Annotated in this window: 23 protein-coding genes; 18 read left to right on the forward strand and 5 right to left on the reverse strand. The window is 46.9% G+C overall.

The window, feature by feature from the left end:
* Nucleotides 1–15 precede the first annotated feature (15 nt).
* Entirely contained in the window at nucleotides 16–1386 is a 1371-nt protein-coding gene (locus tag NSQ68_RS08485; RefSeq protein WP_029516607.1) for a YheC/YheD family protein, read from the reverse strand.
* A gap of 162 nt (nucleotides 1387–1548) precedes the next feature.
* On the opposite strand from NSQ68_RS08485, the gene NSQ68_RS08490 reads away from it, so the two are divergent.
* The 3 genes from NSQ68_RS08490 to NSQ68_RS08500 all read left to right on the forward strand — a co-directional run bounded on the left by NSQ68_RS08490 (nucleotide 1549) and on the right by NSQ68_RS08500 (nucleotide 3783).
* Complete coding sequence (locus NSQ68_RS08490; RefSeq protein WP_013309578.1) at nucleotides 1549–1893, forward strand: YlbF family regulator; 345 nt, start codon at nucleotides 1549–1551, stop codon at nucleotides 1891–1893.
* A gap of 72 nt (nucleotides 1894–1965) precedes the next feature.
* The gene (locus tag NSQ68_RS08495; RefSeq protein WP_013309579.1) at nucleotides 1966–2250 is read left to right on the forward strand and encodes a hypothetical protein; all 285 of its coding nucleotides are present in this window, start codon (nucleotides 1966–1968) and stop codon (nucleotides 2248–2250) included.
* 198 nt (nucleotides 2251–2448) lie between these two features.
* On the forward strand, nucleotides 2449–3783 hold the full coding sequence (locus NSQ68_RS08500) for a DRTGG domain-containing protein (protein WP_307350398.1): 1335 nt from the start codon (nucleotides 2449–2451) through the stop codon (nucleotides 3781–3783).
* A gap of 42 nt (nucleotides 3784–3825) precedes the next feature.
* On the opposite strand, the gene NSQ68_RS08505 is transcribed toward NSQ68_RS08500, so the two are convergent.
* Both NSQ68_RS08505 and NSQ68_RS08510 read right to left on the reverse strand, forming a co-directional pair.
* Complete coding sequence (locus NSQ68_RS08505) at nucleotides 3826–4323, reverse strand: hypothetical protein (RefSeq protein ID WP_039269883.1); 498 nt, start codon at nucleotides 4321–4323, stop codon at nucleotides 3826–3828.
* A gap of 12 nt (nucleotides 4324–4335) precedes the next feature.
* Nucleotides 4336–4665, reverse strand: coding sequence for a YtrH family sporulation protein (locus NSQ68_RS08510; protein ID WP_013309582.1), 330 nt, complete (start codon nucleotides 4663–4665; stop codon nucleotides 4336–4338).
* A 137-nt stretch (nucleotides 4666–4802) separates the two neighbouring features.
* Between NSQ68_RS08510 and NSQ68_RS08515 the strand changes: the two genes are divergently transcribed.
* From NSQ68_RS08515 to pyk, 6 genes are all read left to right on the forward strand, one after another.
* The gene (locus NSQ68_RS08515; protein WP_342428585.1) at nucleotides 4803–8480 is read left to right on the forward strand and encodes a DNA polymerase III subunit alpha; all 3678 of its coding nucleotides are present in this window, start codon (nucleotides 4803–4805) and stop codon (nucleotides 8478–8480) included.
* 166 nt (nucleotides 8481–8646) lie between these two features.
* Nucleotides 8647–9144: a phosphatidylglycerophosphatase A gene (locus NSQ68_RS08520; RefSeq protein WP_023987905.1), complete on the forward strand. Its 498-nt coding sequence runs from the start codon at nucleotides 8647–8649 to the stop codon at nucleotides 9142–9144.
* Between the two features lie 153 nt (nucleotides 9145–9297).
* Complete coding sequence (locus NSQ68_RS08525) at nucleotides 9298–9486, forward strand: hypothetical protein (RefSeq protein ID WP_013309585.1); 189 nt, start codon at nucleotides 9298–9300, stop codon at nucleotides 9484–9486.
* Between the two features lie 180 nt (nucleotides 9487–9666).
* Entirely contained in the window at nucleotides 9667–10560 is an 894-nt protein-coding gene (accD, locus tag NSQ68_RS08530) for an acetyl-CoA carboxylase, carboxyltransferase subunit beta (protein WP_013309586.1), read from the forward strand.
* Nucleotides 10561–11544 carry an acetyl-CoA carboxylase carboxyltransferase subunit alpha gene (locus tag NSQ68_RS08535; RefSeq protein WP_039269886.1) on the forward strand — a complete coding sequence of 328 codons (984 nt, stop codon included), beginning with the start codon at nucleotides 10561–10563 and terminating at the stop codon, nucleotides 11542–11544.
* Between the two features lie 125 nt (nucleotides 11545–11669).
* Nucleotides 11670–13100 carry a pyruvate kinase gene (gene pyk, locus NSQ68_RS08540; RefSeq protein WP_029516614.1) on the forward strand — a complete coding sequence of 477 codons (1431 nt, stop codon included), beginning with the start codon at nucleotides 11670–11672 and terminating at the stop codon, nucleotides 13098–13100.
* A 99-nt stretch (nucleotides 13101–13199) separates the two neighbouring features.
* Here the strand turns inward: pyk and NSQ68_RS08545 are convergent, their stop codons facing one another.
* Nucleotides 13200–14096 (reverse strand): LysR family transcriptional regulator, encoded by an 897-nt coding sequence (locus tag NSQ68_RS08545; RefSeq protein ID WP_342428586.1) that lies wholly within the window; start codon nucleotides 14094–14096, stop codon nucleotides 13200–13202.
* Nucleotides 14097–14303: 207 nt separating this feature from the next.
* Between NSQ68_RS08545 and NSQ68_RS08550 the strand changes: the two genes are divergently transcribed.
* The 7 genes from NSQ68_RS08550 to NSQ68_RS08580 all read left to right on the forward strand — a co-directional run bounded on the left by NSQ68_RS08550 (nucleotide 14304) and on the right by NSQ68_RS08580 (nucleotide 20647).
* Entirely contained in the window at nucleotides 14304–15227 is a 924-nt protein-coding gene (locus NSQ68_RS08550) for a phosphate ABC transporter substrate-binding protein (RefSeq protein ID WP_039269889.1), read from the forward strand.
* Nucleotides 15228–15333: 106 nt separating this feature from the next.
* Nucleotides 15334–16266, forward strand: coding sequence for a phosphate ABC transporter permease subunit PstC (gene pstC / locus NSQ68_RS08555; protein ID WP_029516617.1), 933 nt, complete (start codon nucleotides 15334–15336; stop codon nucleotides 16264–16266).
* The gene (gene pstA, locus NSQ68_RS08560) at nucleotides 16266–17162 is read left to right on the forward strand and encodes a phosphate ABC transporter permease PstA (RefSeq protein WP_013309592.1); all 897 of its coding nucleotides are present in this window, start codon (nucleotides 16266–16268) and stop codon (nucleotides 17160–17162) included. Before pstC ends, pstA begins: the two co-directional genes overlap by 1 nt.
* A 17-nt stretch (nucleotides 17163–17179) precedes the next feature.
* Nucleotides 17180–18022: a phosphate ABC transporter ATP-binding protein PstB gene (pstB, locus tag NSQ68_RS08565; RefSeq protein ID WP_342428587.1), complete on the forward strand. Its 843-nt coding sequence runs from the start codon at nucleotides 17180–17182 to the stop codon at nucleotides 18020–18022.
* A 287-nt stretch (nucleotides 18023–18309) separates the two neighbouring features.
* The gene (gene pelA, locus NSQ68_RS08570) at nucleotides 18310–19599 is read left to right on the forward strand and encodes a pectate lyase (RefSeq protein WP_342428588.1); all 1290 of its coding nucleotides are present in this window, start codon (nucleotides 18310–18312) and stop codon (nucleotides 19597–19599) included.
* A 134-nt stretch (nucleotides 19600–19733) separates the two neighbouring features.
* On the forward strand, nucleotides 19734–20252 hold the full coding sequence (locus tag NSQ68_RS08575; protein ID WP_307349297.1) for a thioesterase family protein: 519 nt from the start codon (nucleotides 19734–19736) through the stop codon (nucleotides 20250–20252).
* A complete protein-coding gene (locus NSQ68_RS08580) occupies nucleotides 20249–20647 on the forward strand; it encodes an FxsA family protein (protein WP_013309596.1) in 399 nt (132 codons plus the stop codon). The genes NSQ68_RS08575 and NSQ68_RS08580 overlap by 4 nt, the downstream gene beginning before the upstream one ends.
* Before the next feature lie 29 nt (nucleotides 20648–20676).
* Here NSQ68_RS08580 and ytvI read toward each other — a convergent pair whose 3' ends face one another.
* Nucleotides 20677–21795, reverse strand: coding sequence for a sporulation integral membrane protein YtvI (gene ytvI / locus NSQ68_RS08585; protein WP_342428589.1), 1119 nt, complete (start codon nucleotides 21793–21795; stop codon nucleotides 20677–20679).
* Nucleotides 21796–22140: 345 nt separating this feature from the next.
* Between ytvI and citZ the strand changes: the two genes are divergently transcribed.
* Both citZ and icd read left to right on the forward strand, forming a co-directional pair.
* On the forward strand, nucleotides 22141–23253 hold the full coding sequence (gene citZ / locus NSQ68_RS08590; protein ID WP_274484747.1) for a citrate synthase: 1113 nt from the start codon (nucleotides 22141–22143) through the stop codon (nucleotides 23251–23253).
* Between the two features lie 151 nt (nucleotides 23254–23404).
* The gene (icd, locus tag NSQ68_RS08595) at nucleotides 23405–24700 is read left to right on the forward strand and encodes an NADP-dependent isocitrate dehydrogenase (protein ID WP_023987916.1); all 1296 of its coding nucleotides are present in this window, start codon (nucleotides 23405–23407) and stop codon (nucleotides 24698–24700) included.

Consider the following 24700-nt stretch of genomic DNA (forward strand, 5'->3'; position numbering starts at 1 on the left):
CTGGAAGAGATGAATTCATTTGAAGCCGGCTGAATAACAGCAGTATTCAATCATTTTTTTAACGGACGGGCGAGTTTTCTGATCATTTAACGGCGTGTTGTCATTCTTCGATGGCTTCGAATTGACCTCCAGCAACCAGATGCGTCCCGTGCTGTCTATTGCCAGATCAATACCAAATTCTGCGAAATGGGCGGGAATTGCTTTTTCCACTCCGCTTGCGATATCCAGTGCTGCTGTTTTAAGAGAGGTATGCCCATTCGATTTAACGGTTGCGGGCAGCGTGGTTTTGGCAAGTGCTTCCTTGACTGTACTCAGCGTACCGCCCCTTGCCAGATTGGACACAAAGTGGCTTCCTCCGGCGATCCGGGCGACAATGGATGTTACGGTCCAGGTTCCGGACGAATTTTTCTGTACAAGCGCACGAAAGTCGACCGGACGCTTACCGTGATCAATCAAGGTAAGTCCCTGTTGGAGTTGAAAGCGCGTTGTTTTCATTTTTCCCGCCAAGCTTTTGTACAGCTTATCGACGTTGGCATACGTTTGCTTGCGGGGTGTGCCCGCTGTTGTGGATAGCACCGAGAAGGTGCCATCGGTTTGCTTGTTAATGCGCATTATGCCTTTACCCAGGCTTCCGCGCACTGGCTTGAGAAAAACAGCGGGATACTGGTTGCACATTTTTTTGAAAACAACAAAAGTTTGCAGCAAGTGGGACTCGGGTAAATACTTGCGCAGGGAAGAATTTGATTTAAGCGCATCAAATACTTCATTCTTATCCAAAAACTTTTCGTTAAAAATAGTCGTGCCGTACTGCGATTTTACTTCTTTCATGAAATGCTGTACGCTAGTTCTGTTCTCGAGTTTACGGGAGGTAAGACGATTATTGACGACATCGCCGGCGGGCATGACCGTCTTTTTCCAGCCTCCGTCATACACCCATCCCTGAACTCGCCCGGGCTGACTTCCGATATGCTCCGGGGTGAAGAAATACACATATGCTCCTTGTCTGCGGCATTCCCCGACTAGTTCACGGCAGAACAGGGTGATCGACCCGAAAGGCTTGTCGGGCTGTTCGGGATAGTCCCGACTGACCAGCACGCTAATAAGTGGGCCCACTCGAAGTGTCCGGCGACCTCGGCTGTAGGTTACTCGCAGATCACAATTGGCATGAAGCCCCATTTTTCGGGCTAGCACGCTTCCCACACGTAGGCCGCTATAGCGGGGCACCGATATGACGGTAACCTCTTGGCGGAACGAACCGAAGGCGAGCTGAACGGGGTGGCCAGCGGATATTTTCCATTTGCGAAGCAAGGACTCGCCGACCATGAGTACGTCATCCTGCAAGATGCCCGATCCGATGATTTGAATCGTTGTTTTTTTGATGGACATCGTGGATCTCCTTCCGGGCAGCAACTTGATGTCTTGAAAGTAACGGGAAACGTGAATGGGCTGTAATAGCACTGATTCATCATATGAGGACATATATCCCTTGGTGATTGACGGACAATGTGAAATGTTGACACTAAACTTGTATTGGAGGAATAAACAATCATGAACATCTATGACAAAGCCCATGATTTAGCAAAAGCATTGAAGGAAAGCAAAGAGGTAGAGGAAATTACGTCAGCGATGAAGCTGATCGAAACCGATCCAGAAGCCAAGAAAATGCTCGACGATTTCCGTGAACGCCAAATGGAAGTACAACAACGCATGATGAGCGGTGATATGCCAGCACAGGAAGAGATGGAAAAGATGGAGAAGCTGTTCGAGGTACTTAGCTTGAACCTCAACATCCGTCGCCTGTTCGACGCTGAACGTCGCCTGAGCGTGATTATTGAGGATGTTAACAAAATTATTGCAGACAGCCTTCAAGATTTGTACGGTTCATCTCTGTAAGTTTGTCTCATATTCCTTCCTGTCCTCTCATAGACTAGATACATAGAGTCACAGGGAGAGGAAGGGATACGATTGGGTTCTTTTAAAAAATGGAAACATGGTTTGTATACACTGATTGCGCTGGCTATGGTCTTGGTCGCGTTACCACGCATCTCGCTTGCAGGCGGTTTGAACTGGGTCAACGGCTTTGGGATAGTATGGGTGCTTTTTGCGCTACTAGTCATCGGAGCGAACATGCATTTTTTGCTGGGTGTGGATGAGGAAAAGCGCAAAACGCTGGAGCGTGTGCGGCGGGCCAAAATGCAGCAGTGGCAGATGAAATGGGATAAAAAAGCTGACAAAGGCAGCATGCAGTGAGTTTTTTTTAGCTTGTCCTGAGCTTGCCTCCCAGATTACAAATCAATCATAGTAAGAAGCGGTCCTTGTAAAAGAGGGGATCGCTTTTTTGCTATTTCCAAAGCAGAGAACTCAAAATGAACAAAGGTCTTAATAAAGGGATTTTGTGCTATAATAGATACAGAATGATACAGATTGAACGTTGGGGGTGTAACAGAGTTGGACGGGCTAGATGAAACAGTTACGAAGCATGAGCAGCTATTGCGACATATCGAGCAGTTGAAAATAGGCTCCAAAATTTCTGTGCGCAGGTTGGCTAAAGAAATGAGCGTCAGCGAAGGAACGGCCTATCGGGCCGTGAAGGAAGCTGAGAACCTGGGAATTGTCATTACCAAGGAACGGATTGGAACAGTACGAGTGGAGAAGCGCCCGCGCGGCTTGTCCGAACAGCTGACCTTTGCAGATGTCGTGAATATTGTAGAAGGACATGTGCTGGGCGGAAGTGAGGGACTGGAGAAGCCTTTGCACAAGTATGTGATCGGAGCGATGCGCGAGGAAGCCATGGCCCGTTATATTGATGCAGGCAGTCTGCTGATCGTAGGTAACCGTGAGGATGCGCATTCACTTGCATTGGAGCAGGGGGCAGGTGTGCTGATCACAGGGGGCTTCGGTACGAGCCGAGAGGTTAAGCAGCTCGCAGACAAGATCAGTCTGCCGATTATTTCCTCACGCCATGATACTTTTACAGTGGCATCTATGATTAATAGAGCCATATTTGACCGCTTGATCAAAAAGAAAATTATGCTGATTGAAGATATTGCGGCAGGCAAACCGAAAACGTTGACCTTGAAAATCAACAGCACGCTTACCGAGTTTGAAGAACTTTCGGTGACGACCGGACATCATCATTTTGCAATCGTGGATGAATGGAATCGTTTAATTGGTATCGTCAGCCGCAAAGATGTGGAGGGGCTTCAACCTGAGCATACGATGGATAAATGTCTGATCCGCAATCCGATAACGGTCACCTACCAGACCTCGCTGGCTTCAGCCGCGCAAATGATGGCGTGGGAAGGTGTGGATTATTTGCCGGTCGTGGACCGCAACCGTAAGCTGCTCGGGTCCGTCACACGGCGTGAGGTGCTGGAGGCGCTGCGTAACGCCCAAAAGCAGCCGCAACTTGGCGAGACGTTTGACCAGTTGATCTGGAACGGGTTTGCTGAGGAGCGTAATGAGGACGGATCGTTATTTTTTCGCGGGTTTATCATTCCGCAAATGGCGACCAATTTAGGTACGATCTCGGAAGGCGTACTGGTCAACGTGATGACACAAGCGGGCTACCGGGCAGCTAGAGACATGAGCGGCAAGGATTATGTGCTGGACAATTTGACGACATATTTTATTAGACCCGTACAGATAGAAGATGCTGTCGTTCTTCGTCCGACGCTGCTCGAGATGAGTCGCCGCACCTGTAAGCTAGAAATTGCAATTTCACGGGAAAATCATTTGGTATGCAAAGCAGTGATGACGCTTCAATCCATTGAACATGGTTAGTCTACAATGGATCGGAGTAAGGTGTGAAGTCGAATAGATCGACTAGTGGCTTTCAGGCAATCTTTCTTTTGCTTCCAGCCAAATTTGCAGCACGCCTTCCATTACAAGCATCGTTTTGACCTGGATCGTATACTCCTTGTCACGAACGGTGTATTTTTTTTGGTGCAGCAACATACGTACCAGCTTGCTGTCAGAGTCAATCTCGAACATATCTCTGCCACGCAGCACCTCCAGATCACGACTGACACGGCGAAGAAGTTCCTTCAGGTTAATAGAATCAATTTTTTCGGCCGAAGCTTCCTCCGCGATCAGCTTGATTTCTTTGACAACGGTTTGGCGCTTGCTGTATTTGCGCAATGTTTTGTTATCCTCCTCGGCTTGCTGGAGTTGGAATTGAAGATCCTGGTTGTTCGTCCATAGCTGATTAAAGCTGGCATGCCAGATGACGTTGTAGATCATTCCTCCCGTAATCATACCAAGTACAAAGACGGAGGATAATTGCATAAAAGGGCGCAGGCGCTCAAAAGGGGGGACTCTCATAGTCGTTTCACCTCACGGCCGTCCGTTGCCACATACCCACTTGACCAACTCTGCACCCATATGAGCGCCTAAAAAGGCGAAAATCAAATACAATATCTGCTTAATGGCAGGTGACAAATTACCATCCAACATATTGCTTTCAATGACCCGGATCGGGTCCATCGTCCCCCCCACAGCGGCGGCAAGCGCCCATATTTTAATTCTTCCGGCAACCTCCAGCATCGTCTGGGTAGGCGGCTGAAGTGATACCACAGCTCCCATTCCGCCGAGCATGGCTCCCCCGAGCACGATGCCGAAGGCAATGAAGAAGTCGAGAATCGCTTTGGATATAAAAGTGCTCATGCTCTTTTCCTCCTTAGGTATACGAATCAAGACCGCGCTTGTCCGCCGAGGTCTGTACTTTTATTCTATGGGCGCTACTAACGCGGATATGATAAAATAGTTTGAGGAAAATCAAGCGGTGAAAGGAAGAGAAGCGCATGAGTTCATTTGTGCATTTGCATGTTCATAGCGAGTACAGCCTGCTGGACGGCGCGGCTCGTACCGCGGAGTTGGTCAAACAGGCATCAGCTTACGGAATGAAGGCGCTGGCCCTTACAGATCACGGGGTCATGTACGGTGCCATTCCTTTTTATAGAGCGTGTGTAGAGAACGGAATTAAGCCGATTATCGGGTGTGAGGCCTATATGACGGCAGGATCGCGCAAGGAGCGTGGTAGCCGGAAGGATCAGCCCATATATCATTTAATTTTGCTCGCCAAAAATAAAACAGGCTATCAAAATCTGATGAAGCTGTGCTCCATCGGCCATTTGGAGGGCTTTCACTATAAGCCGCGCATCGACATGGAGGCTTTGGCTGCCCATCATGAAGGCATCATATGCCTGAGCGCTTGTTTAGGCGGTGAAGTGCCGCAGCATTTACTGCATGGTCGGGAAGCCGAGGCACGACGAGCAGCGGAACGATATCGTAACATTTTTGGCGATGATTTTTATCTGGAACTCCAGGATCATGGTCTATCGGAGCAAAAACGCGTAAATCCTCTCTTGATCGCACTGGCGAAGGAACTGGATATTCCACTGGTGGCGACGAATGACGTGCATTACTTGACCGAGCCAGACGCGGACGTGCAGGACGTTCTAATCTGTATCGGGACAGGGAAGACAGTTGACGATGAGGAGCGCTTGCGTATACCAACACGTCAGTTGTATCTGAAAAGTCAGGAGGATATGGCTCGTTTATTCCCGCATGTGGCAGAAGCCATCGCCAACACGGTGCGTATTGCTGAAAAATGCGAACTGGAGCTGGAATTCGGTCAATCCATTTTGCCTGAATATCGCCCGCTACCGGAAGGAATGACCTCTTCGTCCTATTTACGCAATCTGTGCGTGCAAGGGCTGGAGCGTCGCTATGGAAGCGATCCCGGATGGGAGCAGACGGAGGAACGGGAAAGGCTGAACCAACGGCTAAACTATGAGTTAAATACCATTGACAGTATGGGTTTCAGCGATTATTTCCTGATTGTATGGGATTTTATTGCTTTCGCTCATAAGCATAAGATTGCAACGGGACCGGGGCGTGGTTCCTCAGCAGGCAGTTTGGTTGCCTATGTGCTTAACATCACGAATGTCGATCCGATGAAATACAACCTGCTCTTTGAACGGTTTCTGAATCCCGAACGAATTAGTATGCCGGATATAGATATCGATTTTAGTGATGAGCGGCGTGACGAGGTTATTGACTATGTAGTACAGAAGTACGGAAATGAGCATGTAGCGCAAATTATTACCTTTGGAACGCTGGCGGCAAGAGCCGCTGTCCGTGACGTCGGTCGTGTATTGAACGTGCCATATGGCGAGGTAGACAAGGCAGCCAAGCTGATTCCGGCGCAGCTGGGCATTAATATCCGTCATGCGCTGGAAATTACCCCGGAGCTAAAAACGCTATATGAAACGAAGCCCAAGACACGTGAACTGTTGGATATGGCGATCAAGGTTGAAGGAATGCCTCGTCATGCTTCAACACATGCAGCGGGTGTTGTCATTTCGCGGACTCCATTGACCGATGCGGTTCCGCTGCAAGAGGGGAGCGAAGGAGTACCTTTGACGCAGTACTCGATGGAAAATCTAGAGCGCATTGGTTTGCTTAAAATGGATTTCCTTGGGCTGCGTACGCTCTCCATTATTGAACGTTGCATACACTGGATTGCGGAAGAGCATGGAGACACGCCTGATTTTAGCCGTATTCCCGATAACGATCCCCATACCTATGACTTGCTGGGCAAAGGAGATACAGGAGGCGTATTCCAGCTGGAGTCGGCCGGTGTACGCCGGGTACTCAAGGATTTGAAGCCGAGTGTATTTGAGGATATCATTTCTGTCCTGGCTTTGTATCGTCCGGGCCCAATGGGTTTTATTCCTAACTTTATACAGGCCAAGCATGGTCAGATTGAGATTTCTTATCCGCATCCTGACTTGGAACCGATCTTAAAGGATACGTACGGTATTATTGTGTATCAGGAGCAAATCATGCAGATTGCTTCGCGCATGGCGGGCTTTTCCCTGGGAGAAGCCGATCTGTTGCGCCGGGCTGTGTCCAAGAAAAAGCGCGAAGTGCTGGATCTGGAACGCGGACATTTTGTTGAAGGCAGTATCAAGCAGGGATACACGGAGGAGGAGGCCGGCAGGGTTTACGATATGATTGTTCGTTTTGCTGACTACGGCTTCCCGCGTGCTCATGCAGCTGCTTATGGTGTGCTAGCATTTCAGACGGCTTATCTAAAGGCACATTATCCAGTACAATTCATGGCTTCAATGCTGACGGCGGTGATGGGAAGTCATCGAAAAGTGGCTGAATATGTCGTCGAATGCCGTCGTATGGATATCGCAGTGTTGCCGCCTGATGTGAATGAAAGCAGGGTGCTGTTTACTCCATTACAGCAAGGAAGCATCCGTTTCGGCCTGGCTGCAATTAAAAATGTTGGCACACAGGCGATGGAGAGCATTCTCGCTGTTCGCAAGGAACGGCCTTTCGACAGCCTGCTCGATTTTTGTCGACGTGTCGATTTGCGAGTATGTAATAAGAGAGTAATTGAATCGCTTATTCAGGCAGGGGCCTTTGACTCATTGACGGGTCATCGGGCACAGTTGCTTGCCATGCTGGATGAAACGGTGGATGCAGCCGTCAAGTGGCGCAAGGAACGGGATGACTTGCAAATTGATATGTTTGGTTTTGTGGAAATGCCCAATTGGGATATCGAATATCCCAATGTACCCAAATTCAGTGCCAGCCAGCAGTTAGAGCTGGAACGTGAACTGCTGGGACTGTATTTATCCGGGCATCCGTTGGATGATTTTGAGTCGCTGTTGGAAAACAGCGAGGCGGATCGTCTGATGGAGCTGGGCGATGTGCCAGATGAAACGGTTGTTGTGACCGCAGGCATGGTAGTGTCACTCAAAACGATTACGACCAAGCAGGGTAAGGCTATGGCCTTCATTGAGCTGGAGGATCAGATTGAGCGCTGTGAGGTTGTGTTGTTTCCTGAGGTGTGGAAGCGAAGCCAGCAGTGGATTGAAAAGGGGGCTTTGCTTACGCTTCGAGCCAAGATGCAGCAGCAGGACGAGCACTTCAAGCTCCTTGCGGATGAGACCGCCCCGCTGGCGGAAGACTCGCTGGCACGGCTCCTCCAGCGCCGACGTGCCAGTACGCGCTCGTCCGCCGCAGCTGGAGCATCCTTACCAGCTGCTGGTTCTGCCGCTGACGGCCCAGGCGGGAGCGCGTCGCGTGTGTCGTCCCCGCCTTCGGCAGCCACTGCAACTGCTTCGCCTCAAACGAAGGCGGCTCGCCCCGTGGCGGCGGCTTCACCGCGCGGAGTCGAAGCGGCTCGCGGTGAGCAGGTGCCGGTCCCGCGCAGCGCGGAGCTGACCACTCGTCAGCGGGTGTTTGTCAAGATCACCCGCCAGGCTGAGGAGGACGCCAGCTTGTTGGTCAGTCTCAAGGCGCTGCTACAGGAGCATCCCGGTGCTATGCCTACCGTACTTTTTTATGAGAGCAACCAGCGTCTGCTGGCGTTGAGCGATGCTTACAGCATTAAGCCCTCTCCACAGCTGTTTGATCAAATGGAGTCGATGTTGGGTGAAGGCACGGTGAAAGTCAAATGATAGGCACACAGTAACCCGCCCTTATTGTAACGGTTTAATGAACAATTTCCTTCCCTCCCGCATACACTTGGAAAACTGGCGGAACAGGGGTTCAACTCGTACACTGCACCATAAGGTCCCGCACGGTGAAAGAATAGAACTGCACGGTGAAAGCGGGAGGGAAATTATGTCCTATGAATATGCAGAAACTTTGTTAAATCGCAGAGGCATTCGTATCGAGTCCATTGCGGACATTGTTTTTCAGCTTCAGCTAAAATATTATCCTCATTTGACGATGGAAGAATGTATAGACAGTGTCAAAGCGGTTTTGCAAAAGCGCGAGGTTCAATATACGTTGCTCACAGGCATTGCGCTCGATGAATTGGCTGAAAAAAAACTTCTCCCCCAGCCGCTGCAAGCCATTATGGAGGCAGACGAACCGCTGTACGGAGTGGACGAGACACTAGCTCTTGGAATTACGAGTGTGTACGGCATGATCGGCTTAACCAGTTTTGGTTATCTGGATAAGGAAAAGACGGGGATTATCGAACAGCTGAACCAAAAAGGTAGTGGTATTCATGTGTTTTTAGACGATCTTGTCGCCGGACTGGCTGCCGCTGCTTCTTCGCGCATTGCACATCGGAGTCTCCATGCCAAGCATTATCCTGCATCATTGGACGCTTAGTTGACCTGTGTAAACAGAGTTGATGATTTTCTAGGCCCTCCGACGGAACTTAAATGATCAGGAGGGCTTTTGTTGCGGGAAAAAAGTAAGGTATGTTATCATGAGTCTATTATATGGGCTCAAAACTTGAGGCTTAGGGGGTAGAAACAAGGCATGTGGACGGTGATTTATATTGCACCGACGGCCAGACTGGCTGACATGATTAAGCTCAAACTGTCTGAAGAAGGTTTTATGGTGCAGGCCCGGGCCATCAGCGCATCCAAGCAACAGTTTGAGATACTTGTGCCTTCGGGTGAAGTCGAAGAAATTCAGGAAGTGCTTAATTCGATTTTGCGCCCTTGAGTCCGGAACGGCGGAAGTGATACAGCAGCATGGGTGGAACAAAGGATGCACGATCGGCGTTAATGTTTTAGGAACAGGCGTTGACGTGTGTATGAACATAATGCTTAGAGGTGCCGCATAGACGGTAGAGGACCTTGTATCGGTTACGGCTGACAAATAAACGGCTGGAGAGGTGTAGTTGTGTTTAAAGATTTATTCCAAAAGAAGCGTAAATACGCGACCATCCCTTCGGAACGGGCGCTGAGCGGCGATCAAGCGGACATGCCGGATCGTCCCAAACGGGAAATTCCCGAAGGTCTTATGACCAAATGTGGCAAGTGCGGAAGTATTCAATACAGCAAAGAACTAGAGAAGAATTTGAAAGTGTGTCCGGTGTGCGGATACCATATGCGTTTGAATGCAATGGATCGCATTCGCATGGTGCTCGACGAAGACACGTTTACGGAATATGATGCCGATATGATTTCGGTTGACCCGCTGGACTTTCCGGGATATGCGAGCAAGCTGGAGCAACAGACCCTGAAATCTGGCTTGCGAGAGGCTGTCGTTACGGGCGACGGCCTTATTTATGGACATCCTGTTGTCGTTGCAGTGATGAGCTTTGACTTTTTTACTGGCAGTATGGGTTCGGTCGTAGGAGAGAAAATTACCCGCGCCATTGAGCAAGCAATAGACAAGCGTCTGCCGCTAATAATTTTCTCAACTTCCGGCGGGGCACGTATGCAGGAAAGTATTTTAAGCTTGATGCAGATGGCAAAAACAAGTGCTGCTCTTGCTCGTCTGGATGAGCAGGGCTTGCTCTATATTTCTGTTATCACCGACCCGACTACAGGTGGAGTATCCGCCAGCTTTGCTACGCTTGGAGACATTAATATTGCGGAGCCAGGAGCAGTATTTGGCTTTGCAGGGCGTATTGTAATTGAACAGACAATCAGACAGAAGTTGCCAGATGATTTTCAAACATCCGAATTTAATTTGCAGCACGGACAATTGGATATGGTTGTACACCGCAAGGAACTGCGTGATACCCTCGGGCAACTGCTTGATCTGCACAGTGTGAAAGGGGTGGAATAGATGGCTGGTGAATTGCCTTATGAAAAGCCCCTGGTCGAGATGCGGCAGAAGATCGAAGAACTCAAGCAATTCGGACAGGATAAGCAAATTGATTTTACAGATGAAATCAACCGTCTCGAGGAGCGTTATCTCGAGATGGAAGAAGAAATATATTCGAACATTACAGCACCACAAAAAATGCATTTGGCCCGTCATCATCAAAGGCCAACGTCTCTTGATTTGATAGAGCAGGTGTTTACGGATTTTATTGAATTACACGGCGACCGCTTGTTTGGAGATGATTTGGCGGTTGTGGGCGGAATTGCCAAACTGAATGGTATTCCGGTGACCGTCATTGGTCAACAGCGTGGTAAGGATACAAAAGATAACATTGCACGTTTTTTTGGTAGTGCTCATCCGGAAGGATTCCGTAAAGGCTTGCGTCTGATGCAGCAGGCTGAAAAATTTAAACGCCCTATTATTACATTCATTGATACGAAGGGCGCTTATCCGGGTAATACAGCAGAGGAGAGAGGTCAATCGGAAGCGATTGCCCGCAACTTGCGGGAGATGGCAAAGCTTTCGGTGCCTGTTATTTGTGTGGTCATCGGCGAGGGTGGAAGCGGCGGTGCGCTTGCGTTTGCAGTTGGTAACCGTGTGCTGATGCTGGAACATGCCATTTATTCGGCCATTTCTCCAAACGGTGCAGCCTCGATTCTATGGAAAGATGCTTCCAAGGCCGATCAGGCAGCTGAAGCCATGAAGATTACGGCTAATGACCTCCTGCGCATGGAAATTATCGAGGATATTGTGCCGGAGCCGAAAGGGGGCGCGCATCGTAACTATGAAGTGACCGCTGCCGCAATCAAGGAGCTATTGGAACGTCATTTGGCGGAACTTACCAATATGAGCTGCGATGAATTGAGGGAAGATCGGTATCAGAAATTCCGGAAAATAGGTCAATACACCTTCTTGAAATCTTCGGAAACTGAACCTATGTTGTAATACGCTGTAAACGGGTAACAATAAATATGACGAACTTCCTATACAAATAGGAAAAAGTGTAGTAGATTTAATTGTTGGAAAAAGATATAAAGAGTAGCACCTTTGAAAACGGAGGAAAAACCCAAATGCGCAAAACTAAGATTGTATGTACCATCGGTCCTTCCAGTGAATCATTGGAAAATGTGAAGAAACTGATTTTGGCTGGTATGAACGTAGCCCGCCTGAATTTCTCTCACGGTGATTTCGAGGAGCATGGCAACCGGATTAAAAACATCCGTCAAGCTTGTAAGGAGCTTAACAAAAATGTTGCTATTTTGCTCGATACGAAGGGGCCGGAAATCCGGACAGGAAAGCTCGAAGTTGAACCTATTGAGCTTGTTCAGGACGAGTTCATTACGCTGACAACGGAAGAAATTCTCGGTACGCAAGATCGTATTTCTATTACGTACAAAGATCTTCCCTCGGACGTGGAGCCCGGCTCCACCATTCTGATCGACGATGGTCTGATCGGACTCACCGTTATTGAAGTATCAGGCACTGAAATCAAATGCCGCATTGTCAATGGCGGAACGATCAAAAGCAAGAAGGGCGTTAACGTTCCAGGCGTTGCAATTTCTTTACCTGGTATTACGGAGAAAGATGCTAATGATATCATTTTCGGTATTGAGCAGGACATTGATTTCATCGCGGCTTCTTTTGTTCGTAAAGCAAGTGATGTACTGGAAATTCGTGAATTGCTGGCGAAACACAACGCAAGTCATATTCAAATCATTTCCAAAATCGAAAATCAGCAAGGTGTGGACAACCTGGACGAAATTTTGGAAGCTTCGGATGGCCTGATGGTTGCCCGTGGTGACCTTGGTGTGGAAATTCCTGCTGAAGAAGTACCTCTGGCGCAAAAATTGATGATTAACAAATGTAATGTAGCTGGCAAGCCTGTTATTACGGCAACACAAATGCTGGATTCCATGCAACGTAACCCGCGTCCGACTCGTGCGGAAGCAAGTGACGTGGCGAATGCTATTTTTGACGGAACAGACGCAATTATGCTGTCCGGCGAAACAGCTGCGGGTAAATATCCAGTAGAATCTGTATTGACGATGTCACGTATTGCAGAAAAAGCTGAGTCCTCTCTGAACTACCGTGATTTGTTCAAAAAACAAAGAACGGCTCAAGAAATTAGTATCACAGAAGCAATCAGCCAATCCGTTTCTATTTCTGCACTTGACCTGCATGCCAAAGCGATTCTGACGTCCACACAAAGCGGAACAACGGCGCGTATGATCTCTAAATATCGTCCAGAAGCTCCGATTGTTGCTGTTACAACACAGGAAAGAACAGTTCGCCGTTTGGCTCTGATCTGGGGCGTACATGCAGTACAAGGCAGACCAATCGTTGACACAACAGACAGTCTGTTTGACAACGCGCTGGAAGGTGGTCGCAAATCTGGCCTCGTTAAAGAGGGCGATTTGGTTGTGATTACTGCGGGCGTACCTCTTGGTGATTCCGGTTCTACGAACCTGATCAAAATTAGCTGCGTTCCAGCACAAGCGTAATTAAAGCCTCCGTGAAATAATACCGAGGCTGTATGTATCGTTACAACAAGCAAAAGAGCATTCAAGTCAATAAGACTGGGATGCTCTTTTTTATGTTCTCTAGCTTTTTATTTCTAGTACTTCTTGCCGTATGAAATCAAGGAATGCCTGTTGCATCAAGTTCATGTGTGTATCTTGTTGAAACACGATGTTTATTTGATAATGGCTCCTTTTGTTATCAGCCTCGGGATAAGGAAGCCATTCCACCGAGGGAACAGCATTTTCATGATTATCGACTCCGCTTGCAGGAAAGAAGGCAAGCGCCTCTCCGCCGCTTACGACTCGCTTTACGGCTTCCCAAGAGTTGATTTCCAGATGGGGCTTAACTAGCGAGGAGTACAGATCTACAACGGATGAACCGCTATATTTTACCCATGTGTGCTTGTCCAGCATATCGGTTCCATCGAACTCCTCTAATTTGACTTCAGGTGCACGTGCAGATGCAGAACGGATAACTCCTACTTGATCTGAAGCCACTGGCTCTGCCACCGTATATTCTGGAAGAGATTCTCTATCGTCGAGAAAAGCAAAATCAATTTCTCCCTGTTTCAGTAGTTGCTTAATTGCATCCGGGGATTGAATCTCCAACTGAATACGACAATCTGGATACCGCTCAGCAAACTTAGCCATCAAAGTGGGGAGGAGATACGTACCTGATATCGACTCAGCACCCAGATGTAATTGACCCTGTGACTCTTCTGTCAGTTCATCTACAGCTTGTCTAGCTTCTTGCTCCAGAGAGATGATCTGTTTTGCGTAAGGTAATAATTTTTTTCCAGCTTCCGTTAGCATAATCCTGCCTTGTTGAAGAGAGAATAGGGAAACACCCATTTCCTTTTCCAAGCTTTTCATATGAAAGCTGACGGTAGGTTGTTTGACTTGCAAAGCTTCGGCCACATCCGTCGCCTTATGGAATTTGTCGATTAGCATCAAGATACGCAATTTTAGAATATTCATGGAATCCAACAGCTCTCCTTATATGTCATTCATAAGTGAATTTTAAACTATAGATTAATTATATACCGTAAAATAATTTATCTATCAATATTTTATATTTGTTTTACAAAACCACGTCGTTCGTCTAACATTCCAGGCCTACAATGTAAAAGTGTTGATGGTCATAAATAAAAAACCGTCACTTAACTAAGGGGAGGACAATAAAAAATGTTGAAAAAATGGCCGTTCATTCTGATGACTCTCACCATGGTATTTGCACTTGCAGCTTGCGGATCAGGTAACAATGCTGCACCACAAGGAGAAGCTGCTACAGGAACAGACAATAAAGCAGCTGCTGAACTGACAGGAAACATTCTGGCTGTTGGCTCCACTGCACTTCAACCATTGGTAGAGCAAGCGGGACAAAAATTTATGGCTGTCGATAAATATAAAGGCATTGCAGTTCAAGTACAGGGCGGCGGTAGCGGTACTGGCTTGACTCAGGTTTCCGGCGGACAAGCGGACATCGGTAACTCCGACGTGTTTGCAAAAGAAAAACTGGAGAGCGGCGCAGATGAGCTGGTCGATCACCAAGTAGCTGTTGTAGCCATGTCAGCGGTAGCGAATCCTAAAGTAGGCGTTACAGACCTGAAAAAAGATCAATTGGTACAAATCTTTACAGGTAAAATCACGAACTGGAAAGAAGTTGGCGGTGCGGATCAAAAAATCGTTATTGTAAACCGTCCAAGCAGCTCCGGTACTCGTGCAACATTTGAAAAATACGCATTGGGACAAAAAACGGAAGATCTGCCGGGCTCCATTCAAGAAGATTCCTCCGGTACTGTGAAAAAGCTGATTGCTGAAACACCGGGTGCGATTGGTTATCTGGCTCTGTCCTACATCGACAACACAGTAACTGCTTTGAAATACGATGGCGTTGAAGCTAACGTTGAAAATGTAGAACAAGGTAAATATCCAGTATGGGCTTACGAGCATATGTACACTAAAGGTGAGCCAAAAGAGCATGTGAAAGCATTCCTTGACTACATTCTGTCAGATGAAATCCAAAAAACGGATGTCGTAGACTTGGGATACATTCCAGTAGCAGGTATGCAAGTGAAACGTGATGCTGACGGTAATATCACGAAATAAGGAGAGTCACACCTCCTGTTCGATGAACGCAGCTAACGCGAGTATATTCACGAAGAAGAGGCGGACTAGCGTCCGGCCTCTATTCTTCGGTTAAAGGAGTTACAGTATGGGACCAATTGAAGGGAAGGCATACATGGAACAGAATAAACGATCCCGAGTTATGAAAGAAAGACATTACTGGGAAGAATGGACCGGCCGCATATATACGTCGGTTTGTGTCGTTTTTTTAGTTGCAGTCATTGTCTCCATTGTATATTTTGTTGCCTCCAAAGGTGTAGCTACATTTGCGGTGAATGGAGTCAGTCTGCGAGAGTTTTTCTTTGGAACCAAATGGAGTCCGGATGGCGAACCTAAGTCCTTCGGCGCGCTTCCGTTTATTACGGGTTCTTTTGCAGTAACCATACTGGCGGCTTTAATTGCCAGTCCGCTCAGCTTATGTGCGGCTTTATTTATGACGGAAATCGTGCCGAAATCGGGAAAACGTATCCTTCAACCCGCGATTGAATTATTATCCGGTATTCCGTCTGTTGTATATGGCTTTGTCGGCTTGACCGTAATCGTCCCGCTGCTGCGGAACGTGTTTGGAGGACAAGGCATCGGCATTCTGGCAGGCTGCCTAGTGTTGTCAGTCATGATTTTGCCGACGATTACGAGTATTATGGCGGATGCGTTGTCTTCCTTGCCGGGGGGGCTGCGTGAATCCTCTTATGCTTTGGGTGCTACCCGCTGGCAGACAATTGCCCGTGTTATTATTCCGACGTTGCTGCCTGCTCTTTTAACAGGAATTATTCTCGGTATGGCCCGTGCCTTCGGAGAAGCGTTGGCTGTACAGATGGTAATCGGGAATGCTCCGCACATACCGCATTCCTTGCTGGAATCCGCTTCGACCTTGACCAGCGTCATTACACTTAGCATGGGGAATACAGCGATGGGCTCCGTTCATAATAATGCTCTCTGGAGCATGGCGCTTGTTCTTCTGCTCATGACATTCATTTTCGTGCTGCTGGTAAGGCTGCTTGAAAGGAGAAACCGGGTTTGATGAAAGCTAAAACGACCGATAAGATCGCTACATTTGTAATCTGTTTCTTCGCTTTGTTCATTGTTGCACTTTTGGTGGGATTACTGGGCTTCATTTTGGCCCGCGGAGTCAGTCATATTTCTTTTGACTTTCTGACCAGTGCTCCCCAAACATTACGTGCAGGCGGTGGCATTGGCCCACAACTATTTAATTCCGTATTTTTGTTAATCTTAACTTTGATTATTACCATTCCGATTGGCTGGGGCGCAGGTATTTACATGGCGCAATATGCAAAGCCGGGAAAAATTACGGACTTTATACGACTGGTCGTCGAAGTATTGTCCTCGTTCCCGTCTATCGTCATCGGATTGTTTGGACTATTACTTATCGTAAATACGTTTGATTTTGGCTTTTCCCTCTTATCAGGAGCCTTGGCTTTGGCCGTATTCAACCTACCGCTGATGGTTCGCACAACGGAGCAGGCTTTCCGAGCTGTACCGAAGGAGCAAAAGGAAGCTGGACTTGCACTTGGGTTGTCCAAGTGGAAAATCATCACCTCCATTTTGTTGCCAGCTGCGCTGCCAAGCTTGATTACGGGTACCATTTTGGCCGCAGGCCGCATTTTCGGGGAAGCTGCCGCATTGCTGTTTACAGCAGGGATGAGTACGCCGCCGCTTGATTTTACCGATTGGAATCCATTGCATGCCAGATCGCCTATTAACCCGATGCGACCTGCCGAAACATTGGCTGTTCATATTTGGAAGGTTAATAGTGAAGGCATTGCTCCTGACTCCAAAGATATTGCCGCAGGCGCTTCCGCAGTATTGGTACTGCTCGTACTTGTCTTCAACCTGAGTGCAAGATGGTTCGGAAGAGTCGTCTATCGCCGCCTGACAGCAGCTAAACGAATGGATTAGAAAGGGGATGGAGAACAATGGAACATGTGATTACGCGAACTGCAAAAACTGTAGCACCAGCAACATCCGTTCAGTCTACGCGTTCGGAACAGCTTGTGGGACAACCGCCGCATCCGTTCAGTACTGAGGATTTGAGTATTTATTATGGCAGCTTTGAAGCTGTGAAAAAAGTGAATTTGGCCTTTCCCGAGCAGACAGTGACTGCCCTGATCGGGCCTTCCGGCTGCGGTAAATCGACCTTTTTGCGCTCCCTTAATCGGATGAATGATGAGATTGCATCTTCCTCTACAACGGGGCACATCTGGATGGATGGACAGGATTTGACGGCACCGGAAACGGACGTGATCAAGCTGCGTCAGCAAATTGGCATGGTGTGGCAGCGTCCCAACCCTTTTTACAAATCCATTTACAATAATATCGCCTTTGGTCCCAAATACCGTGGGGTGCGCAAGAAGAAACAGCTTGATGAAATCGTCGAAAGCAGCCTGCGTAAAGCAGCATTATGGGATGAGGTCAAGGATCGCCTTCACGACTCCGCTCTGGCGCTGTCTGGCGGGCAACAGCAACGGCTTTGCATTGCACGTGCACTATCCGTTCAACCGAAAATTCTATTGCTTGACGAACCAGCCTCCGCCCTGGACCCTGTGTCTACAGGCAAGGTAGAAGAGCTTATTACCGAATTGAAAAAAGAATTGCGCATCGTTATTGTGACGCACAATATGCAGCAGGCTGCACGAATTTCCGATTATACTGCTTATTTTTATATCGGAAGTCTGGTTGAACATGGGAAAACGAACGATATTTTCACGAATCCTGAAAATGAGCTGACTCAGGAGTACATTATGGGTCGATTTGGTTAAGCGATGTTGCTCATCGACCTACTTTATATTAGCTTCACGTAAAATCCTCTTACTAATCCAGCATTAGTAGGAGGATTTTTATTGTTTTCAAAGTTTTTTAACTTTTTTAATCTATTAGTAAATTAAAATATATTGATCATTTGGATATATTTTCATATAATATAACTAACTATTTATCATGCATAAATAGTGGTTCAGTTCCTCTCACTATCCAAAAGAATATTCAGCAAGAATGTATAGGTTAAACTGAACGCAATGACCCAACTCAAAATAAGGGAGAGGTTCAAATGAAGAAGAAGATGTGTCCAACTGTAAAGATGATAGCGCTTTCAAGTTTGGCGATTACAGTAACGTCAGGGCTCCTAAGTCCATCATGGGCTGCGGCACAGGAGATTGTGCCGGCTACATATGATTCAGTACGTGAATCGGCTACTGCTTCTTATGAGCTTACCACAGATTTAGCTGTGGGACGGGACGTTTATGGTGACGATGTAAATTCAGGTGTGTTGGACCGTGAGCAATTATTTGGGCTGTCGGCTGTGGCGAAGCCAACCGCTGTTGTCAATACAGACAGCATCCTAAACAAGATGCGCGATTTCAGTAAGTTCTCTACGGGGAATACATCCAAGGATACTACACTTGCCTTAAATATTGTATCCTGGCAATTGCCACATGGCGGATTCTTCAAAGCGATGGAAAAGAATTATAAATCCAAATGGGATGGCAAAGCTGCACGCTCTACATGGAAGAGCAAGGATGGTGTTGAACTCGGAACATTCGATAACGAGGCCACGACAACCGAGATTCGCTTTTTGGCGGATGTATACAAAAAAACCAAAAATAAAGACATTAAGAACAGTGTACAAAAAGCAGTTGACTTTGTACTAACTTCTCAATATTCCTCCGGTGGCTGGCCTCAGGTATACCCTAAACGTGGTAATTATTCCGATGCTGTAACTTATAATGATGATGCGATGGTTAGAGTTATGGTTTTGGCTGACGATATTGTGAACAAGAAACAGCCGTTTGATAGCGATATTCTGGATAACGCTTACCGCTCCAGACTTCAGCAAGCGCTAAACAAAGGTATCCAGTACACAATTAAGTCTCAAATTGTAAATAATGGTACACCGACAATCTGGGGTGCACAGCATGATCCCGCTACTTATGCATCGGTTGCGGCTCGGGCATTTGAGCTACCTTCCAAAACAACTACGGAATCAGTAGGCATTACTGCTTTTCTCATGTCCCAACCGCAAACCGCTGAAGTGAAAAAAGCGGCTCAAAGTGCTTTGAAATGGTTTGACGCGAACCGAATCGACGGTATCAAATACAATCGTCAAGGTCCGGAGTTTTTCCAAAAGGATGCATCGAGCGTAATGTGGTATCGGTTCTATAATGTGGAAGACAATAAGTATTTCTTCTCGGATCGGGATGGCAAAAAGTATACCGACATCATGAAAATTAGTGAGGAAAGACGACTCGGTTACGCCTGGGCGGGAAGCCAAGCTAAGAGCTTGCTTAAGCTGGCTTCGGATAGCGGATATTATAAACTGTCCAAGCCGTTGCCACAATAATAAAGGCATTATTATATATGATTTGCGAGGGCGGACCGTTCGGTCTGCCCTCTTTTTGTTCCCGGGCTGTAAATATGGTTTAATGGAGAGAGGGCAAAATAGAGATAAAGATGCACAAAGATAGGAGAGCTTGTATGACTCAAGAGGAGAAACAAACGGAATTACGCTGGTATGGCGCACCGCTACGTGTCCGTTATCAGGAAAGCGACCAGATGGGGGTCGTATATCATGCAAATTATTTGAACTGGTTTGAGATCGGGCGTACCGAAATGATCCGACAGGCGGGTTTTAACTATCGGAGCATGGAGGGACGTGGAGTTTTGCTGCCAGTTATTGAAATCAATGCGAAATATGCGAGTCCTGCTCGATATGATGATTTAATTACCGTTTATACCGCAATTACCGACTTCTCCAGACTGCGACTAAACTATACCTATGAGGTTCGGAGGGTAACGGATGATGAGCATCAAAGGTATCTGGGAAAGGTATGGACCCAGGCAGACACGCTGCCGGGAGAGCTGCTCGTTACAGGGATGACACGTCACGTATGGGTGAACACTGAATGGAAGCCCGTTCGACTGGACCAGGCGCTACCTGAGCTGTACACTGCATTAAGGTTTGCTTTTACAGGCGGGGAGGGACAGAAGTCATGATGATGCGTAAACGTCTGTGGCTGTTGCTGCTGCTCATTCCTTTGGCGGAGCTGTACGGGTTTATATGGGTAAGTCACTGGATTGGAGCAGGCAAAACGATTTTACTCATCATTCTGACGACCCTAATCGGGGCTGCCATGATGCAATTTGAAGGTCGTAAGGTGATTGCCGATGCGAAAAATGAAATGAATCGGGGACAAATGCCCGGCCGTAAAATGCTGGATGGATTATGTGTTTTTTTTGGTGGGAGTTTGCTGCTTATCCCCGGATTTTTAACAGATATTATTGGTTTTACGTTGGTATTCCCTTTAACACGAGCGTTGTACCGACGCTTTTTATTGAAGTGGCTGGAGAAAAAAATGAAAAACGGTAGTATTACGTTTCGGCGGTTTTGACGTGAGCTGCCGTTTTTTCTATCCATGATCTAGCGGACTCTTCCAGCGAGAATATAATTGCGCAAGTCCTGAATGACATTCGCACGATTCAGAGCATCAACGACAATAAGTGATACAGGTCCGATAATTAGTCCTAAAACGCCAAATAGCTTGAGCCCGATGAACATACCGATAAGGGTGGGAAGCGGGTTCAAGCCCACGCTGCTGGCCAGCACCTTAGGCTCCACGATCTGTCGTCCAATCAACAGGATGATATAAAGGATCGACAATCCTACCCCTAGCGCCAAATTACCAGACATATACGCATACAGTATCCACGGAATCATCACAATGCCAACCCCCAAATAAGGTAGCAAGTCCACCAGCCCGATCATCAAACCGATGGTAAAGGCGGATTCCACACGCAATATGAACAGCCCAACAATGACCGTTAATGCCGTAATGGAGATAATAATAAACTGTGCACGCAAATAGCCGTACAGTGCTTTACGCAGATCGTGCCATATATCCGACAATGGCTTGCGAATTGTATCAGGAACCGTGTTTGCGAGCATCCGACTATGTCGGTCCCAATCCTTACTAATAAAAAAAGCCGCTAATACAATAACCATTAGAACTGCTCCCATATTAGGCAGAGAGGTCAGCAAGTTCAAAACCCCATTAAAAAATTGAGCGACTAGCGTAGTGACAGCCGAACTGACGGTTTGAGTTGTTTTATCAATATTACTGTTAATGGTATGTTGGTAATCCGGATTATCCCGGATAAAATGGTTAATTTCAATAATTACATTTTGAATCAAATCGCTTTGTGTCCAATCGATAAACAGGCTTTTAAAACGCTCAATATGCCCGTCAAAAGTCATGGCCAACTTTATAACTTCTCGGACTATGCGGGTGATTGCTGCAGATAGAATAATTGCAATTCCACCTAAATATACAAATAATGAGAACGTGACAGCCGTCCAACGTGGCATACGGGCTTTGTTACGCAGAAAACAAACCAATGGATTCATCGCATAAGCCACAAGCCAGGCGAATAGGAAAGGATAGACGAGAGGGAAAAGCATATATATGCCCAGTAACAGAGCTACAATCACGATTGCCACCCATAGAGCACGAAATATGCGATTCAGGATTAACCGGCTCAAGCTCTCACGACTCCTTTCTTTTACGATAGTTTTTCATAAAATAAATGCTCTACTATACATATGCGGGAAAGGGGGGAGACAAGACCTGTGTAAAAAAGTGCAAATGAATCAATATTTTTTGTAAGGGGTTTCAAAAATTTATTTATGGAAGCGATAAAACATTTGAATGTGTTGGAATAGCCCTCAATGTTCACATAAACGACAAAATCCAGTATAGTGAAAGAAGGTTTAAATATTGACATATGGCGTTAACATTACTCAGCTACTTAAAAGACATATCTTACTTTTGAAAATGTTTACATTGCAAGTCCGTTCACAATGTTTTTACAAAGGAGAGATGTAACGATGACAGCGACTAAAGGTCTGGAAGGGATCGTAGCGACCACTTCCTCCATAAGCTCTATCGTAGATGGCGTTCTCACGTACCGGGGTTATAACATTGATGATTTGGCTGTTAACGCCGATTTTGAAGAGGTAGCTTATTTGTTGTGGTTTGGGAAATTACCTGATAAAGAGCAATTGCAGGAGCTTCGCAACCAGTTAAGCGAATACGCTGCTATTCCGGATGAAATTGTTACTCAATTAAAGCTATATCCGAAAGATTTGAGCACGATGGCTGCCTTGAGATCAGCCGTATCGTCTCTCGCTTTGTATGACCCAGAGGCGGATGATATGTCGAGAGAGTCTAATGTGACCAAAACCGTCAAGCTTCAGGCGCAATTGCCTACCATTGTGGCAGCTATAGCACGTATACGCGAGGGCTTGGAGCCGATTGCGCCTAAAAAAGGTATTTCTATCGCTGAAAACTTTTTGTATCAGCTGACTGGCAAGGATCCAGAGGAGACGGCTATTAAAGCGTTCAATCAGGCTCTCGTGCTGCACGCCGATCATGAATTAAATGCTTCGACCTTTGCTGCGCGTGTAACGGTAGCCACATTGTCGGATATTTATTCCGGAATCACGTCTGCAATTGGAGCTTTAAAAGGACCACTGCATGGTGGGGCCAATGAGGCTGTGGCCAAAACGCTGGAGGAGATTGGTGGTTTGGATCAGGTGGACTCCTATATTCAGGCGAAACTGGATAACCGCGAAAAAATCATGGGCTTTGGACACCGAGTCTATAAAAACGGTGATCCGCGTGCCAAGCACTTGCACAAAATGTCCCGCGAGCTGGGGGAAATGAACGGCGACACAACGTTGTTTGATATGTCAGTTCGAATTGAGGAAATTGTAACAGGACAAAAAGGCTTGAAGCCCAATGTGGATTTTTATTCTGCCTCTGTGTATACCCAACTGGGTATCAAGAGAGACCTGTTTACACCTATTTTTGCTATGAGTCGTGTATCCGGTTGGACAGCGCACATTTTAGAGCAGTATGAAAATAACCGCCTGATTCGTCCTCGCGCCGAATATACAGGTCCAATGGATCAAAAATACGTATCACCAGAGTTGCGCTAACCCCTTGTCGAAGGAAGATTGAGGTTGTATACCCTGAATTTAAAAAATAAGGTACAATAGAGGGGACGACGAGAGATGTACGTTTTTGTCTGTGATAAAGATCATGTCTTTCGTCCTGTACCCATTCATATCTGAGGAGGAAAAGGAACTTATGGCGAAATTTGAAAAGTTTGAGCTCCCAACTGAAGGCGAAAAAATTACGATTGATAACGGTCAACTACAGGTTCCGAACCATCCGGTAATTCCGTTTATCGAAGGTGACGGCACGGGTCGCGATATCTGGAAAGCCTCCAAGCGCGTACTGGACGCAGCTGTAGAAAAAGCATATAACGGCAGCAAAAAGATTGCCTGGTATGAAGTATTCGCTGGTGAGAAAGCTTTCAATACATACGGCGAATGGCTTCCTAACGATACTTTGGAAGCCATCCGTGAGTATATTGTAGCCATTAAAGGTCCGCTTACGACACCTATTGGCGGTGGTATCCGTTCGTTGAATGTGGCATTGCGTCAGGAACTGGATTTATACGTATGTCTGCGTCCTGTTCGTTATTTTAACGGTGTTCCTTCTCCAGTGAAACGTCCTGAATTGGTAGATATGGTTATTTTCCGTGAGAACACAGAAGATATCTACGCGGGGATCGAGTATGCTGAAGGGTCCGAAGACGTGAAAAAGGTTATTCAGTTCCTCCAGCAAGAGCTGGGTGTGAACAAAATCCGTTTCCCTGAAACCTCTGGTATTGGCATTAAGCCAGTTTCTTCCGAGGGTTCAAAGCGTCTGGTACGGGCAGCCATTCAGTATGCTGTTGACCACGGACGCAAGAGTGTAACGCTCGTACACAAAGGTAACATTATGAAATTTACCGAGGGTGCCTTCAAAAATTGGGGTTATGAAGTGGCTGAGGAAGAATTTGCAGATAAAGTATTTACTTGGGCCCAATATGATGTAATCAAGGAAAAAGACGGTGAGGATGCGGCCAATGCAGCTCAAAAAGCAGCTGAAGATGCAGGCAAAATCATTATCAAGGATGCGATTGCTGATATCGCACTTCAGCAAGTACTGACTCGTCCTTCTGAATTTGATGTGATTGCTACGCTCAACCTGAACGGGGACTATCTGTCCGATGCTCTTGCTGCCCAAGTTGGTGGAATTGGTATTGCGCCAGGTGCGAACATTAACTATGTAACAGGGCATGCTATCTTTGAAGCTACACATGGTACAGCTCCAAAATACGCCGACAAAGACGTAGTGAACCCTGGTTCCGTAATTCTGTCGGGCGTAATGTTGCTTGAACACTTGGGTTGGCAAGAAGCGGCTGACCTGATTTACAAAGGGCTGGAGACGTCCATTAATAAGAAGATTGTAACTTATGACTTTGCTCGTCTGATGGATGGTGCTACACAAGTGAAATGCTCCGAGTTCGCAGATACCATTATTAGTAACCTGTAA

This window comes from Paenibacillus sp. FSL L8-0158 (assembly GCF_038592965.1).
GTDB lineage: Bacteria > Bacillota > Bacilli > Paenibacillales > Paenibacillaceae > Paenibacillus > Paenibacillus polymyxa_D.

Bases quoted from the DNA above. Each gene is read 5' to 3' on its own strand.
- pstC (WP_029516617.1), top strand. From the start codon at position 15,334: ATGGGACCAATTGAAGGGAAGGCATACATGGAACAGAATAAACGATCC.
- pelA (WP_342428588.1), top strand. From the start codon at position 18,310: ATGAAGAAGAAGATGTGTCCAACTGTAAAGATGATAGCGCTTTCAAGT.
- NSQ68_RS08505 (WP_039269883.1), bottom strand. From the start codon at position 4,323: ATGAGAGTCCCCCCTTTTGAGCGCCTGCGCCCTTTTATGCAATTATCC.
- NSQ68_RS08550 (WP_039269889.1), top strand. From the start codon at position 14,304: ATGTTGAAAAAATGGCCGTTCATTCTGATGACTCTCACCATGGTATTT.
- NSQ68_RS08515 (WP_342428585.1), top strand. From the start codon at position 4,803: ATGAGTTCATTTGTGCATTTGCATGTTCATAGCGAGTACAGCCTGCTG.
- icd (WP_023987916.1), top strand. From the start codon at position 23,405: ATGGCGAAATTTGAAAAGTTTGAGCTCCCAACTGAAGGCGAAAAAATT.
- pstA (WP_013309592.1), top strand. From the start codon at position 16,266: ATGAAAGCTAAAACGACCGATAAGATCGCTACATTTGTAATCTGTTTC.
- NSQ68_RS08525 (WP_013309585.1), top strand. From the start codon at position 9,298: ATGTGGACGGTGATTTATATTGCACCGACGGCCAGACTGGCTGACATG.
- NSQ68_RS08580 (WP_013309596.1), top strand. From the start codon at position 20,249: ATGATGATGCGTAAACGTCTGTGGCTGTTGCTGCTGCTCATTCCTTTG.
- NSQ68_RS08535 (WP_039269886.1), top strand. From the start codon at position 10,561: ATGGCTGGTGAATTGCCTTATGAAAAGCCCCTGGTCGAGATGCGGCAG.
- NSQ68_RS08510 (WP_013309582.1), bottom strand. From the start codon at position 4,665: ATGAGCACTTTTATATCCAAAGCGATTCTCGACTTCTTCATTGCCTTC.
- pyk (WP_029516614.1), top strand. From the start codon at position 11,670: ATGCGCAAAACTAAGATTGTATGTACCATCGGTCCTTCCAGTGAATCA.
- NSQ68_RS08485 (WP_029516607.1), bottom strand. From the start codon at position 1,386: ATGTCCATCAAAAAAACAACGATTCAAATCATCGGATCGGGCATCTTG.
- NSQ68_RS08575 (WP_307349297.1), top strand. From the start codon at position 19,734: ATGACTCAAGAGGAGAAACAAACGGAATTACGCTGGTATGGCGCACCG.
- pstB (WP_342428587.1), top strand. From the start codon at position 17,180: ATGGAACATGTGATTACGCGAACTGCAAAAACTGTAGCACCAGCAACA.
- NSQ68_RS08545 (WP_342428586.1), bottom strand. From the start codon at position 14,096: ATGAATATTCTAAAATTGCGTATCTTGATGCTAATCGACAAATTCCAT.
- NSQ68_RS08520 (WP_023987905.1), top strand. From the start codon at position 8,647: ATGTCCTATGAATATGCAGAAACTTTGTTAAATCGCAGAGGCATTCGT.
- NSQ68_RS08490 (WP_013309578.1), top strand. From the start codon at position 1,549: ATGAACATCTATGACAAAGCCCATGATTTAGCAAAAGCATTGAAGGAA.
- citZ (WP_274484747.1), top strand. From the start codon at position 22,141: ATGACAGCGACTAAAGGTCTGGAAGGGATCGTAGCGACCACTTCCTCC.